General features: G+C 63.5%; 14 protein-coding genes (1 of these 14 running past the window's edge). 11 read left to right on the top strand and 3 right to left on the bottom strand.

All coding sequences use genetic code 11. The features are described 5' to 3' along the window. The first annotated feature begins 49 nt into the window (after nt 1-49). The 7 genes from RBH19_RS11955 (at nt 50) to bfr (ending at nt 7,911) form a co-directional block, all read left to right on the top strand. Nucleotides 50-592 (top strand): RNA pyrophosphohydrolase, encoded by a 543-nt coding sequence (locus RBH19_RS11955; protein WP_306729081.1) that lies wholly within the window; start codon nt 50-52, stop codon nt 590-592. Between the two features lie 110 nt (nt 593-702). Then, nucleotides 703-1,719: an extracellular solute-binding protein gene (locus RBH19_RS11950; RefSeq protein WP_306729080.1), complete on the top strand. Its 1,017-nt coding sequence runs from the start codon at nt 703-705 to the stop codon at nt 1,717-1,719. Nucleotides 1,720-1,723: 4 nt separating this feature from the next. Next, nucleotides 1,724-3,412: an ABC transporter permease gene (locus RBH19_RS11945; protein WP_306729079.1), complete on the top strand. Its 1,689-nt coding sequence runs from the start codon at nt 1,724-1,726 to the stop codon at nt 3,410-3,412. Then, nucleotides 3,402-4,481, top strand: coding sequence for an ABC transporter ATP-binding protein (locus tag RBH19_RS11940; protein ID WP_306729078.1), 1,080 nt, complete (start codon nt 3,402-3,404; stop codon nt 4,479-4,481). The genes RBH19_RS11945 and RBH19_RS11940 overlap by 11 nt, the downstream gene beginning before the upstream one ends. Nucleotides 4,482-4,718: 237 nt before the next feature. Then, complete coding sequence (locus RBH19_RS11935; protein WP_306729077.1) at nt 4,719-7,007, top strand: TonB-dependent receptor family protein; 2,289 nt, start codon at nt 4,719-4,721, stop codon at nt 7,005-7,007. Between the two features lie 122 nt (nt 7,008-7,129). Beyond that, the gene (locus RBH19_RS11930) at nt 7,130-7,333 is read left to right on the top strand and encodes a (2Fe-2S)-binding protein (protein WP_306729076.1); all 204 of its coding nucleotides are present in this window, start codon (nt 7,130-7,132) and stop codon (nt 7,331-7,333) included. A gap of 110 nt (nt 7,334-7,443) precedes the next feature. Continuing rightward, entirely contained in the window at nt 7,444-7,911 is a 468-nt protein-coding gene (gene bfr, locus RBH19_RS11925; protein ID WP_306729075.1) for a bacterioferritin, read from the top strand. Between the two features lie 14 nt (nt 7,912-7,925). Here bfr and RBH19_RS11920 read toward each other — a convergent pair whose 3' ends face one another. Continuing rightward, complete coding sequence (locus RBH19_RS11920) at nt 7,926-8,339, bottom strand: CopD family protein (RefSeq protein ID WP_306729074.1); 414 nt, start codon at nt 8,337-8,339, stop codon at nt 7,926-7,928. 129 nt (nt 8,340-8,468) lie between these two features. On the opposite strand from RBH19_RS11920, the gene RBH19_RS11915 reads away from it, so the two are divergent. The 4 genes from RBH19_RS11915 to RBH19_RS11900 all read left to right on the top strand — a co-directional run bounded on the left by RBH19_RS11915 (nt 8,469) and on the right by RBH19_RS11900 (nt 11,875). Next, on the top strand, nt 8,469-9,182 hold the full coding sequence (locus RBH19_RS11915) for a DUF6776 family protein (RefSeq protein WP_306729073.1): 714 nt from the start codon (nt 8,469-8,471) through the stop codon (nt 9,180-9,182). Nucleotides 9,183-9,279: 97 nt separating this feature from the next. Further along, nucleotides 9,280-9,801 carry a bactofilin family protein gene (locus tag RBH19_RS11910; protein ID WP_306729072.1) on the top strand — a complete coding sequence of 174 codons (522 nt, stop codon included), beginning with the start codon at nt 9,280-9,282 and terminating at the stop codon, nt 9,799-9,801. A gap of 70 nt (nt 9,802-9,871) precedes the next feature. Continuing rightward, nucleotides 9,872-10,246, top strand: a complete 375-nt coding sequence (gene erpA / locus RBH19_RS11905; RefSeq protein WP_306729071.1) for an iron-sulfur cluster insertion protein ErpA — start codon at nt 9,872-9,874, stop codon at nt 10,244-10,246. Nucleotides 10,247-10,339: 93 nt separating this feature from the next. Next, on the top strand, nt 10,340-11,875 hold the full coding sequence (locus tag RBH19_RS11900; RefSeq protein ID WP_306729070.1) for a Ppx/GppA phosphatase family protein: 1,536 nt from the start codon (nt 10,340-10,342) through the stop codon (nt 11,873-11,875). 222 nt (nt 11,876-12,097) lie between these two features. Here RBH19_RS11900 and RBH19_RS11895 read toward each other — a convergent pair whose 3' ends face one another. Both RBH19_RS11895 and RBH19_RS11890 read right to left on the bottom strand, forming a co-directional pair. Beyond that, complete coding sequence (locus RBH19_RS11895; protein ID WP_306729069.1) at nt 12,098-13,198, bottom strand: anhydro-N-acetylmuramic acid kinase; 1,101 nt, start codon at nt 13,196-13,198, stop codon at nt 12,098-12,100. A 7-nt stretch (nt 13,199-13,205) separates the two neighbouring features. After that, nucleotides 13,206-13,649 carry the final stretch of a peptidoglycan DD-metalloendopeptidase family protein gene (locus RBH19_RS11890; protein ID WP_306729151.1) on the bottom strand. The gene runs 813 nt beyond the window's last position, so only the last 444 of its 1,257 coding nucleotides appear in the window; its start codon lies beyond the right edge, outside the window; it ends in the stop codon at nt 13,206-13,208.

Genomic DNA, 13,649 nt, shown 5'->3' with positions numbered 1-13,649 from the left:
AGGGACATAAGGAACCCATCGGGGTTCCCATCGATTACGGAGTCTGACCGTGATAGATCGCGACGGATTCCGGCCCAACGTCGGCATTATCCTGTGTAATGACGTGGGTCGGGTTTTCTGGGCGCGCAGGATCAACCATACAGGATGGCAGTTTCCCCAGGGGGGAATCCAGCAGGGTGAGAAGCCGCGGGATGCGCTCTACCGCGAGCTGGAAGAAGAGGTCGGTCTCGGGCCGCAACACGTGGAAGAGCTGGGGCGAACCCGTGGCTGGTTGCGGTACCGTCTGCCAAAGCGCTTCGTGCGCCGGCACCAGACGCCGGTCTGTATTGGCCAGAAGCAGATCTGGTACCTGTTGCGTCTGGTGGCCGACGAAGCCAGTGTGGATCTGCAGCTGAGCCGGCACCCGGAGTTCGACAACTGGCGCTGGGTGGACTGGTGGCAGCCCCTGGATGGTGTGGTGTTCTTCAAGCGCCGGGTGTACGAGCGCGCCCTTCAGGAGCTGGCTCCGCTGGCTTTTCCCGAGGGTGAGGCGCCGGCCCCGCCCCCCGGTGTGCGTCCGCCCCCTGTCCCTGCCCGGACCTCCCGCCGATAGCGTTGGTCGATAGCGAGCGCTTATCGGCGGAATTGTTCGGGTATCAATTAAGAACAATTCTCATTATCATGTGCATTCCCATTACCAACCCCAATTCCGGAGGTTTGCCCATGGCTTCTCGGCATCTGTTGCAGGGCGGGCTGTTGCTGCTGCTCTGTCTGGTCTTGTTTCCCCCGCCGGTCGAGGCCGATTCGGAGGAGCTGGTGGTCTACTCCGCCCGGCAGGAGCACCTGATCAAGCCCCTGTTCGACCGTTACCAGGAGAAGACCGGCGTTCGCATCCGCTACATCACCGGTGACGCCGGCCAGCTGATGCAGCGTCTCGCCGGGGAAGGCCGTCGTACCCGTGCCGACCTCTTTCTTACCGTGGACGCGGGCAATCTCTGGCAGGCGGCCGATCGCGGCCTGCTGCAGTCGCTGGATTCGGATGAGCTGCGTGACCGCATTCCGCCGCACCTGCGGGATCCCGACGGTCAGTGGTTTGGTCTCAGCCTGCGTGTGCGTACCATGGTCTATCACCCCGAGCGGGTTGAACCGGGTGAGCTGGGCAGCTATGCACAGCTGGCCGATGAGCGCTGGGCGGGCCGTCTCTGCCTGCGCACCTCCCGCAAGGTCTACAATCAGTCCCTGGTCGCCATTCTGATTGAGCAATACGGGGCCGATCGCACCGAGGAGATCGTCCGTGGCTGGGTCGACAATCTCGCCGCCGATCCCTTTTCAAACGATACCCGGGTGATGGAGGTCATCATGGCCGGGCAGTGTGATGTGGGCATCGTCAACAGCTACTATTTCGGGCGCCTGGAAGCCGCCAACCCGGACCTCCCCATCCGCCTGCACTGGGCCGACCAGGACGGCAGCGGCGTTCACGTCAATGTTTCCGGGGCCGGCGTGACCCGCCATGCCCGCAACCCGGAAGGGGCCCGCAAGCTGCTGGAATGGCTGAGTGGCGAAGAGGCCCAGTCCCTGTTCGGTGCGCTCAATCTGGAGTATCCGGCCAACCCGACCGTTCCGCCGGATCCGCAGGTGGCCCTGTGGGGCGAGTTCAAGCAGAACGATATCAATGTGCGGCAGAGCGGCGAGCGCCAGCGGGAAGCCGTGATGCTGATGGATCGAGCGGGTTACCGCTAGATTCATGTTCCGGTTTTCGTTTCGCAACGGTTGGCATCCCAGGCGCGGGCTGAGTGGCAGTGTCCTCGCCTGGCTGCTGGCCCTGCCGGTGCTGTTGCCGCTTCTGGTGGTCAGCGCCAGCCTGCTGACGGCGGAAACGGAAATCTGGGCGCATCTTCGCGCCCATGTGCTGCCCGAAGTCATCGTCAACACCCTGTGGCTGGTGCTGGGCGTCGCCGTGGGCACGGCGCTGCTTGGCACCGCGCTGGCCTGGCTGGTGGCAACCTGTGAATTTCCTGGACGCCGCCTGTTTGCCTGGGCCCTGTTGTTGCCCATGGCCGTCCCCGCCTATGTCATGGCCTTTGTTCTGATCGGGTCGCTGGAATTCGCCGGCCCCCTGCAGACCCTGATGCGTGAGCAGTGGGGGGCCGAAGCCGGTCTGCCGGCCATCCGATCACGCGGTGGTGTCATTCTCGCGCTGGTGCTGGTGCTCTATCCCTATGTCTATCTGATCGTACGCAATGCCTTCGCCACCCAGGGTGGGCGCGCCCTGGAAGTGGCCCGTTCCCTGGGTCTGGGGCCGTGGCAGGGCTTCTTCCGCGTGGCCCTGCCGCTGGCTCGCCCCTGGATCGCCGCTGGCGTGCTGCTGGCGATGATGGAAACCCTGGCCGACTTTGGCACAGTGGCGGCCTTCAATTACGAGACCTTTACCACCGCCATCTACAAGGCCTGGTATGACCTTCAGTCCATCGAGGCAGCCATGCAGTTGTCCTCGATCCTGGTCATTGTGGTGTTGCTGATTCTGGTGTTCGAGCAGTTGTCGCGCCAGAGAACCCGCTACACCCAGACCGGGGCGGCTGCCGGCCCCCGTTTTGGCCTGAAGGGTTTCCGCGCTTGGCTGGCCAGCGGTTTCTGTTTCCTGGTGTTGCTGTGTGCCTTTCTTCTGCCGGGCGGGCAGCTTCTCTGGTGGGCCTTCGATAACCTGGCTTACCTGGATGGCCGCTACCTGGGTCTGGCCGGGCGTTCCCTGGGGCTGTCGGTCATGGCCGCCGCGGTATCAATTGCCATCGGCCTGATGCTGGCCTTTGCCGTCCGGCGGGCCCCGGGCCTGGCCGCCCAGCTCGGGGCGCGCGTCGCCACCGTCGGCTACGCCGTACCAGGGCCGGTGCTGGCCGTGGGCCTGGCCTTGCCCCTGATCTGGTTCAGCGGCCTGTTGCAGGAGGGCAGCGACTGGCTGTTCGGTGAGGATCGCTTCATCATTCTGCTCCAGGGCAGCCTGCTGGGGCTGATCGTGGCCTATGTGGGTCGTTTTCTCGCCGTGGCCCACAGTCCGGTCAATGCCAGCCTGATGCGGGTGTCCAGCAACCTGGATGACGCGGCTCGCGGCATGGGGCTGGGGCCGCTTGGGCTCATTCGCAAGGTGCATCTGCCGCTGGTGCGTGGCGGCCTCATTACCGGCGCCATTCTGGTCTTTGTGGACGTGATGAAGGAAATGCCCATCACGCTGATGATGCGTCCCTTTGGCTGGGACACCCTGGCGGTGCGTATCTATGAGCTGACGGTGGAGGGGCACTGGGAGCGGGCCGCCCTGCCGGCAGTGACCCTGGTGCTGGTCGGCCTGGTGCCGGTCATTCTGCTCACCCGGCGCCTGGAAGAGGGCAGACGGCTGGCCATGCACCGGGACGTGGTCGAGGAGGACGCCCATGCTGCTTGAACTTCAGAACATTCATCTGGCCTACCACCGGCAGCCGGTGCTGAAAGGCCTGACCATGCACCTTACTCACGGACAGATCGCCTGTCTGCTGGGGCCGAGCGGCTGTGGCAAGACCACGGTGCTGCGCGTCATTGCCGGATTCGAATCGGTGGATGCGGGTGAAGTGCGGCTGGACAACCGGGTGGTCAGCCATCGCGCTTTCACCTTGCCGCCGGAACACCGAGATATCCGGATCGTTTTCCAGGATTACGCCCTGTTCCCCCATCTGGACGCCCGCGACAACGTCGCCTTCGGGCTGCGCGAGGGTCGCCGGCGCGAGCGTCGAGCCCGTGCCGAAGAGATGCTGGCGGCCGTGGGTCTGGCGGATGCCGGCCGGGCCCAGCCCCATGAGCTCTCCGGCGGGCAGCAGCAACGGGTTGCCCTGGCGCGTGCCCTGGTTTCGCGTCCACGCCTGATCCTGATGGATGAACCCTTTTCCAATCTGGACGTGGAGCTGCGTGAGCGTCTCGGCATCGAGGTGCGTGCCGTGCTGAAGGAGTTCGGCGCCACCGCGCTCATGGTCACCCACGACCAGCAGGAAGCCTTTGCCGTGGCCGACGAGGTCGGCGTCATGCACGAAGGGCGTCTGCAGCAGTGGGATCGCCCCTACAATCTCTATCATCGTCCGGCCAATCGTTTCGTTGCCGATTTCGTCGGTCAGGGCGTGCTCATACCCGGGCGGGTGACGGCTCCCGGCAAGGTCGAAATCGAGCTGGGCCGCCTGGAGGGGCGTCTGATCTCCGAGGTCAGCCCGGGTACGGACGTGGACGTGTTGCTGCGCCCCGACGATGTCATTCATGACGATGACAGCGATATGACCGCCGAGGTGCGATACAAGGTCTTCCGGGGTGCCGAAATCCTCTACACCCTGCGCCTCGACAGCGGAGTCCGGGTGCTGGCCCTGGTGCCCAGCCACCACAACCACCGAATTGGCGAGCAGATCGGCATCCGGCTGGATACCGAGCATATCGTTGCCTTTCCCCGCAACGGGAGCGAGGGCGCCTGGTGCCCCACCGAGCCGGCGGCCTGAGACGACGAGCCGTTACGGCCCTAACCAGACAGGCTCGGCAGGCACGATAGAGATTGCCTGTCGCGGAAAATGCCGGAAACATCCAGTATATTATTGAAAATGAGAATCGTTATCATTTATATTAGCGATCGCTCGGCATAGGCAACCCCGTCCGGAGGGGTCACTGACGGCCGCGGAAGTCCGGTTTCGGCGGAAACCGGGTGATTCGACAACCCCTCAAGACTGCTGGAGAGAATCGTGAAGTACCAAGCTGAACGACCCCTTGCACTGCTCCTGGCCGCGGGCCTGTTGCTGTCCGCTCCTGTCCAGGCCGAGAATGACCTTGATGCCGACATCCAGCTCGACCCGCGCGTATTCGAGCGGATCAGCATCACCGGCAGCCGCGATGCCATTCGTGAAATCCCCGGGTCGGCTCATGTCATCGGCGAGGAAGAGCTGGAACGAAGCGGCTACAGTGACCCCCATCGCATCCTGCGTTCCGTTCCCGGCGTCTACATCCACGAGGAAGAAGGTTTCGGTCTGTTCCCGCACGTCTCCATCCGCGGTTCGCGCCTTGAGCGCTCCGGCCGGATCACCGTGATGGAGGACGGTGTCCTCGCCGCTCCGGCGGCCTACAGTGCGCCGGCCGCCTATGTTTCACCCAATATGGCGCGCATGCGCCAGGTGGAAGTGCGCAAGGGCTCCAGCGCCATCCAGTATGGCCCCTACACCACCTCCGGTGCCCTCAACATGATTACCGCGCCGGTGCCCGAGGCCAGCGAGGCCAGCGCCAGCCTGATGTACGGCAGTCGTGGAGGCTACCGGCATCACGCCACCGTCGGCGGCCGCTCCGGCAATCTCGGTTGGCTGCTGGAAGCCTGGGATTCAGGCAGTGAAGGCTTCAAGGTGCTGGACGTGGCCCAGCGCCGGGACAACCGCATGCCGGATCCCGACATCGGATTTGCGCAGCGGGATCTGATGGGCAAGCTGCAGTGGCGCCCCAACGGAGGCGAGCGATTCCAGGAGATCGAGCTCATGTTCGCCACCCAGGATCGCACCATTCACGATACCTACCTCGGTCTGACCCAGGCCGATTATTCAGCAACGCCCTTTCGCCGTTATGCCGGTTCCGCGCTGGACGAAATCAATACCGAACAGGATCGGGTCTCCCTGCGTCACAGCATCGAACTGGGTGCGCGCAGCAATCTGACCACCACGCTGTACAACGCCGACTCCGCCCGCAACTGGTACAAGCTCCACGAGGTCTGGGACGGGCAGGGTACGCCCAGCTACGTCGGCATCAGCACCATCCTGGATGACCCGGATAACCACGTTGGCGAAATGGCCTGGATCCACGGTGAGGGCGGTGATGCACGCGGCAATGTCCGGGCCAATAACCGCACCTACTACTCCCGTGGTGTGCAGTCGGTCTTTGATACCATCTTCGAGGCCGGAAACTGGAACAACCAGCTCGAAGTCGGCGTCCGCTATCATCAGGACAACGAAGACCGCCTGCAGTGGCAGGACACCTATAGCATGTCCAATCGCATGATGCGCCTGGTCAGCCCCGGCAGTGAGGCCGGTGCCGAATCCGGCATCCCGGGCAGCACCACGAACCGTGTCACCGAGGCCACGGCCCTGGCCCTGCATGTGCAGAACCGCATGCGCCGCGGGAACTGGACCGTCATCCCGGGTGTGCGCTTCGAAGACATCGAGATCGAGCGCACGGATTATCAGCAGGGTGAAGATGCCACCCGGGACGTGATCAATCGCGTGCGCACCGGCAGCTACAGCGTGGTGACGCCCGGTCTGGGCGCGGTGTACCGCCACAGTGACGCCCTCAGCAGCTTCCTTGGCATTCACCGGGGCTTCTCGCCGGCGGGCGCCGATCCGGACGTGGACGAAGAGCGCTCCATCAACTATGAGACCGGCATCCGTTACCAGAACAACGGTCTCAGCCTGGAAGTGATTGGCTTTCTTACCGCCTATGACAACATGGTCGGTACCTGCACCGCAGCCAGTGGCGCCGACTGCGAGGTGGGGGATCAGTTCAACGGCGGCAAGGTGGATGTGCTCGGCCTGGAAGTGCTGGGCCGCTACGATCTTTCCCGCCTGATGGCCACCGGCCTCAACCTTCCGCTGGAAGTCGCCTATACCCGCACCAGCGCCGAATTCAAGGAATCCTTCGGCAGCGGTTTCGACGAGTGGGGTGAGGTGACCCGGGGTGACGAGCTGCCGCAGATTCCTTCCGATCAGCTGAACATCAGTCTCGCGGCCATCGCCGGTGACTGGCTGATTCGCGCCGGCGCCAATTATGTTTCCGAAACCCGGGCGACTGCGGGCTCCGGCCCCATCGCCGAAACGGATCGAATCGACGCCCGCTGGCTGTTCGACGTGTCAGGCGAGCGCCGAATCGCCGACGGGGTGCGCCTGTTCGGGAGTATCGAGAACCTGAGCGATGAGACCTATGTCGCTGCCCGCCGTCCGGCTGGCGTGCGTCCTGGCATGCCGCGCACCGTCTGGGCCGGTGTGAAGTTCGATTTCTGAGGACCTCGGGGGCGGGCCGGTGGCCCGGCCCTCGATTTTTTCTCTGACTGCAATTGACAATCATTCTCATTTGCAATTAGTATGGATCCTGAGCATCGCCCAGTGATCCCGGAGCCGCCGCCATGTATGTCTGCATCTGCAACGCCGTCAGCGACAAGGCCATCGTTCGCGCCATCGACAATGGGGCGCGCACCTTTGATGCCCTGATGGACGAGCTGGCGGTGGCCACGGCCTGTGGCAGCTGCGAAATGGCTGTCCGCCACCATCTGGCCGAGCGCCTGCACGCCCTCGGGCATGACGAGATGCTGGCCGGCGTTGCCGCCTGACTGCGCACCTTCCAACCGCCCCGCCCTCTGGTCTAGACTGACCAGTCTCCGGTACCCGCCTGCGGGTGCCTGCCCATGCAATGCGATAATTGCCCGAAGGAGACGGCCAGATGAATGGCGACGCCAAGATCATCGAGCACCTCAACACCATCCTCAAGAATGAGTTGACGGCCATCAACCAGTATTTTCTGCATGCCCGCATGCTCAAGGACTGGGGTCTGGAGCGCCTCGGCAAGAAGGAGTACGAGGAATCCATCGATGAAATGAAGCACGCCGATGAGCTGATCGAGCGAATCCTCTTCCTTGAGGGGCTGCCGAATCTCCAGGATCTGGGCAAGCTGCTGATCGGCGAGGATGTGCGCGAAATCCTTGAATGCGACCTCAAGCTCGAGCTGGCGGGTCATGGCGACCTGAAAGCCGCCGTGGCCTATGCCGAGTCCATTGGGGACTACGCCTCCCGGGATCTGTTTGCCGCCATCCTTCGTGACGAGGAAGAACATGTGGACTTTATCGAAACCCAGCTTGGCCTGATCGATCGCATGGGCCTGGAGAACTACGTGCAAAGCCAGGTGGAGTGAGCCGCGCCGCTTGCTCAGAAGGGCTTGAGCATGGCCAGCAGGACGATGCCGATCAGGCCAATCGCCGGGGCTTCATTGAACAGGCGCAGGAAGCGATCCGAATGGGGCATGCGCCCTTCACGGAACTGGCGCATGATGATCAAGCAGTGAAAGTGAAAGACCAGCAGGCCGGCTACCAGCAGCAGCTTGGCCTGCAGCCAGGCCGGCATGGGCCACCACCAGAAGGCGACCAGCAGCAGGCCGCTGAGTACCGTCAGGGCGGCGCCAATACTCATGATGACCCAGAGTCGCCACTCCATGGTCTCAAAGCGTTTCCGGCCGCCGGGGTCTTCGGTGGCCAGATGGTAGATGAACAGCCGCGGCAGATAGAAAAGGCCGGCGAACCAGGTGACCATGAATATGACGTGGAAGGCCTTGAGTGTCAGCATCGTTTCCCTGTCCTTGAATCCGGGCGTTTTCCGGGCCCGGGCTTCCGGATGTTTGCGCTTGGCCGTAAGATACCAGAGCCGCCCTTCGGCAGCTGAACCGACGACGCAACCCCCGGAGCTGTCCGTCCAATGAGTACGACCCACAGTCTGGTGGTCAAGGCCTATCGGCCCTGGCGCTATCGCATCACCATCCTGATCCTGCTGGCGCTTGCCATTGCCGCGGTCACCTATGCCTATCACCGTGGTCTGGCGGATGGCGGCTATTTTCGTGGCGAAGCCCGGGTGGAACGTGAGCGCATGGAAAGTGATCTGGCCGAGGCTGCCAGAACCGAACAGCGCTTGCGTGAGCAGGTGGCTGTCCTGGAGCGGGCGCAGGAAGTCAGCCAGGCGGCCCGGGAGAACCTGCGCCGGGATGTGGTGGGCCTGCAGGACGATATTCAGCAACTGCGCGAAGAACTGGCCTTCTACCGGGGCATTGTCAGTCCGGAAGACGGGCAGCGTGGACTGCAGGTTCAGGAATTCAGTATCACCCCTACCGGGGATCCTGGGCATTACCAGTACAGTCTGATGCTGATCCAGGCGCTCACCCATGACCGGCGGGTAGACGGACAGGCCCGAATCACCGTGCAGGGTCGCCTCGACGGTGAGCCCCATTCACTGGATCTGGCCACCCTGTCCGATCGGGATGCTCTGCATTTTTCCTTCCGGTATTTTCAGGGTTTCGATGGCGAGATTCAGCTTCCCGAGGGCTTCGAGCCGCAGGAGGTGGAGCTCAGCGTTCAGCCGTCCGGGCGCAACCGCAGTGCCATTGAGGAGCGTAGAGAATGGCCGAACGGCCAGTGAAGTCCGGATCAGCGGTCTGGCATGGTAGGCTGAGCCTGAGCGAGCCTGATAAACTGCGAATTGGGATTATCTGACACGATTGGAGGCGGTGCCGAGCATGTTTGGCAGCGGAAACAAGAGCAAGGCCAAGAGCGCGAAAATCGAGACCCTGGTGGGTCGCAACACCGAGATTACCGGTGATGTGACGTTTCAGGGCGGCATGCATGTGGACGGCACCGTGCGCGGCAATGTGAGGGCCGACGGTGACCATTGTGTGATCAGCGTCAGCCAGCATGGCGTGATTGAAGGTGACGTCAAGGTGCCCCATATTGTTCTGGACGGTACGGTCACCGGCGATGTTTATTCCAGGGAGCGCCTGGAACTGGAAGCCCATGCCAAGGTCAATGGAGATGTCTATTACAACCTGGTCGAGATGGCCGTCGGAGCCAGCGTCAACGGCAAGATGGTGCACAAGCCCGCCGAACGACCGCTGCTGCTGGAAAAGGGGCGGAGCGAATCGGCTGGCGACAAGCCCGGAGCTGCCCGGCCCGACAGCCAGGCCAATCGACAGCCCGGTGGCCAGCAGGGTCGTTTTGACCCTGGTGCCCAGCACCGTGAAGGCAAGGTTTCCGGGAGCTGAAACTCCCTGAATCGACCGGCAGCGTTGGCATGAGGGCGTGCCCGCACCGCTGGAAGGAGGCAGAGATTTCATGAGCAGCACAGAAGCATACATACCGGGTGATACATCCGCCGAAGCGGATGCGCTGATTTTCACCGATGCGGCGGCCCGCAAGGTCAGCGAGCTGATCAAGGAAGAGAGCAACGATCAGCTCAAGCTGCGGGTCTTTGTCACCGGCGGTGGCTGTTCCGGTTTCCAGTACGGTTTCACCTTCGACGAAGAAGTGGTCGACGGTGATACGGAGATCCACAAGGGCGGCGTCACGCTGCTGGTTGACCCCATGAGTGTTCAATATCTGATGGGTGCCGAGATCGACTACAGCGAGGGCCTGGAAGGGGCTCAGTTCGTGATCCGCAACCCCAATGCCAGTACCACCTGTGGCTGCGGTTCTTCATTTGCGGTATGAAGCGGTGGCGCAGGCGAAAAATTTGATTTGACTCGGGGGGTGCCAATGGCGCCCCCTTTTGCTTTATGCCGGGCTTGATTCGGAGGGGAGAGCATGGGGCCACTGGTGGAGCAGGTCAGGGAGTGGTGGCCGTTGGCGCGCGGTGAACGCCTGCTCGCGGCCATCGATCTGGGCTCGAACAGCTTTCATCTCATCGTCGCGCGCTTGCACGGCCGGGATCTGCACGTCATTGATCGCATCAAGGAAACCGTGCGACTGCGCAGCGGCCTGAGCGATGATGGTGATCTTGCGCCGGAAGCGCGCACCCGCGCCCTGTCCTGCCTGTCCCGCTTCGGTGACCGCCTCAAGGGCATGGATTCCGCTCAGGTTCGTGCCGTCGGTACCGACGCCCTGCGCCGTGCCGGTGACAGCCGGGATTTCCTTGAGGCCGCTGAGGCCGCGCTCGGCCATCCCATCGAGATCATTTCCGGCTACGAGGAAGCCCGGCTGATTTACGCCGGGGCGACACCGGATGTGAGTGAGGGCGAGGAGGCCCGTCTGGTGCTGGACATCGGTGGGGGCAGTACGGAAGTCATTCTTGGTCAGGGTGCCCGGCCAAAGCTGCTGGAATCACTCGGCATGGGCTCGGTTTCTTTGACCGAGCGTTGCTTCGACGGCGGGGAGGTGAGCCGATCTGCCATGAAGCGCGCGCTCAGGATCGCGCGGGGGGAAATCAGTGGCGTCGCGCCGGCCTATCGGCGGGTCGGCTGGGGCCGGGCCCTCGGTGCATCGGGAACCATCCGCTCGATCGCCGCCATTGCCGAAGCCCGCGGCTGGAGCGAGTCCGGCATCACCCCCGACAGTCTTGCCGCCCTGTGTGACGACCTGGTGGCGAGGGGACGCCCGGAGGCGGACGATTACCCCGAGCTGCGGCCGGATCGGGTCCCCATTCTTCCGGGTGGTACTGCCATCCTTAGTGCGGTTTTCGAAGCACTCGATATCGAATGCATGGAGATCGCGCCAGGGGCTCTGAGGGAGGGGTTACTGGAGGACATGGCCGGGCGAATACGTCATCGGGATGTGCGTGATCGCACGGTCACGGTCATGATGGGGCGTTATCGCATGGATCGCGCCCATGGGCGTGCCGTTGCAAGAACCGCCGTGGAGGCCTGGGATGCCGTTGCGGCACCCTGGGGTCTCGATCAGCGGCCGGAAACCCGCGAGTTTCTCCGCTGGGCCGCCTGCCTGCATGAAATCGGCATGGCCGTGTCCCACAGTCAGCACCACCGTCATGGGGGCTATATACTCGGCCACGCCGACATGGCGGGGTTCTCCCGCGATGATCAGTCAATGCTCTCCGTGCTTGCCCGATTACAGCGCAAGAAGCTTTCACGCCGCGTGCTTGATGAGCTGGCCCACCGGCATCGCCCCTTCGGTCTGCATCTCGCGTGCCTGCTTCGGGTGGCCATCGTCCTGCACCGGGCGCGGGACGGGATACCCAGCCTGGCCTTCAGTGCCGACCGGCCAACGGCCTGGACGCTGACACTGCCGGAAGGTTGGCTGGAGCGTCATCCCCTGCTGGCGGATGACCTTGCGGAGGAGGTTGATTTCGAAGAGGCTGCCGGCCTGCGCCTTGAGGTTTGCAGTTAAGGCACCTTTTTAGGTTCTCCGCGAAGAACCTTTTGTCAGAGGTTCCCGAAGCGGACTCAACTGCGTTCTGCCAGATCCTCAAGCAGGGAGGCCTGTGCGGTGTGTGGCTTGTTTCGGCCAGGTGTCAGCAAGCGGTATTGCCCATCGTTCTGCAGCTCCCAAACCTGGGAAGCGGGCGCATCAGCCTGGGTCATGCCTGTGACAATCTGATGAAGGGCGAGGTCAGGGCAGCCAGAGACCGCCCAGGATGCCGTCGCGGTCGGCGCCCGTGACTGCTGTCAGCGGTACCGCTTGTTGACACCAGCGCTGCTGGGCCAGCCAGGCAAAGCCGGCGCTTTCCACGTGGTCCGGGTCGAGACCGTGGACCTGGCTGCTCTCCAGCGGGACATTCCCCAGGTCATGCTGCAGCCGTGTCATCAGGGTACGGTTGTGGGTTCCGCCGCCGCAGACGATGACCCGGTCAACACGATTCGCTCGGGCAATGGCCGCTATCGGTTGAACGCTGAGTTCGACGAGCGTTGCCTGAACATCAGCGGCTCCCATCTCATTCATTGCGGCGGGTGCGTGCTGGGCCAGCCAGGCGAGATTGAAGTGTTCGGGCCCGGTGCTCTTGGGAGGCGCCTGCTGAAAATAAGGGTCGCCCAGCAAGCGTTCCAGTAATTCAGCCCGGCTCTCGCCGCTGGCCGCCCACTGGCCTTCGGGATCCCAGTTGGCGGTTTCATGATGCCTTTGGTACCAGGCGTCCAGCAGGGTGTTGGCCGGGCCGGTGTCCCAACCGACTGGGGCATGGTTCGGGCGAAGCAGGGAAACATTGGCGATACCGCCCAGATTTACCACCAGGCGACATTCCTCGGGGTGCCCGAAGAAGGCGGCATGGAAGGCAGGGGCCAGTGGCGCACCCTGCCCGCCCCGAGCCATGTCGCCGCTGCGAAAGTCAGCCACCACGGGCAGATTGCAGAGCGCTGCGAGCCGGGCGGGGTTACCAATCTGCCAGCTGAAGTGCTGATTTGGCAGGTGGCGTATGGTCTGACCGTGATTACCGATGGCGACCACGTCGGTGCCGGAAAGCGACAGGGAAGACAGCAGCTGCTGAACGGCGTCCGCGTAGCGATCGCAGAGCTGGCGCTCGGCATCGGCCAGCGTTTCCGGGGCGATCCGGCTATCCTGGCACAGCCGCACGAGGAGCCTGCGCAACTCCGGGTCGAAGGGCCGGTGATGACAGCCCAGCATCGTCGCCGAGTTGCTGCCAAAATCCACCAGGCAGGCATCCACCCCGTCCAGGCTGGTTCCGCTCATCAGGCCGATGAAGCGGTGGTTCGCCATCAGTGGCTCAGTCCGAGCGCTCGGCCAGACGTTCCCCCGGGCGTGCGATATCCAGGTGGGCGATCAGGGTGGCCGTGGTGGTCAGAAAGTCGTCTCGATACCGTTCGGGTACCGGGTCGGCGGCTGGAAAGTCGACCGTGACCGGGTTGCGGTGGACCCCGTCCACCAGGAATTCATAGTGCAGGTGCGGGCCGGTCGCCAGACCGGTCTGGCCCACGTAGCCGATGACCTCACCCTGGCGGACCCGGCTGCCTACCTGATGGCCACGTGCAAAGCGCGACATGTGTGCATACAGGGTGGAATAACGCTCACCGTGCTGAATCTGCACGGTGTTTCCCAAGCCGCCGTGACGTCCGCGCAGGGTAATCCGGCCATCCCCGGCCGCCCGGATCGGCGTGCCGGTGGGGGCGGCGTAGTCCACGCCCCGATGTGCCCGGATGCGGTTCAGAAC

The sequence above is a fragment of the Natronospira bacteriovora genome (assembly GCF_030848495.1).
GTDB lineage: Bacteria > Pseudomonadota > Gammaproteobacteria > Natronospirales > Natronospiraceae > Natronospira > Natronospira bacteriovora.
The sequence above is the reverse complement of the archived record's forward strand: the minus strand, read 5'-3'. Positions and strand labels throughout refer to the sequence as shown.

Coding starts and splice junctions, on each gene's coding strand:
- RBH19_RS11950 (WP_306729080.1), top strand. CDS start 703: ATGGCTTCTCGGCATCTGTTGCAGGGCGGGCTGTTGCTGCTGCTCTGT.
- erpA (WP_306729071.1), top strand. CDS start 9,872: ATGAGCAGCACAGAAGCATACATACCGGGTGATACATCCGCCGAAGCG.
- RBH19_RS11910 (WP_306729072.1), top strand. CDS start 9,280: ATGTTTGGCAGCGGAAACAAGAGCAAGGCCAAGAGCGCGAAAATCGAG.
- RBH19_RS11930 (WP_306729076.1), top strand. CDS start 7,130: ATGTATGTCTGCATCTGCAACGCCGTCAGCGACAAGGCCATCGTTCGC.
- RBH19_RS11915 (WP_306729073.1), top strand. CDS start 8,469: ATGAGTACGACCCACAGTCTGGTGGTCAAGGCCTATCGGCCCTGGCGC.
- RBH19_RS11920 (WP_306729074.1), bottom strand. CDS start 8,339: ATGCTGACACTCAAGGCCTTCCACGTCATATTCATGGTCACCTGGTTC.
- bfr (WP_306729075.1), top strand. CDS start 7,444: ATGAATGGCGACGCCAAGATCATCGAGCACCTCAACACCATCCTCAAG.
- RBH19_RS11900 (WP_306729070.1), top strand. CDS start 10,340: ATGGGGCCACTGGTGGAGCAGGTCAGGGAGTGGTGGCCGTTGGCGCGC.
- RBH19_RS11895 (WP_306729069.1), bottom strand. CDS start 13,198: ATGGCGAACCACCGCTTCATCGGCCTGATGAGCGGAACCAGCCTGGAC.
- RBH19_RS11945 (WP_306729079.1), top strand. CDS start 1,724: ATGTTCCGGTTTTCGTTTCGCAACGGTTGGCATCCCAGGCGCGGGCTG.
- RBH19_RS11940 (WP_306729078.1), top strand. CDS start 3,402: ATGCTGCTTGAACTTCAGAACATTCATCTGGCCTACCACCGGCAGCCG.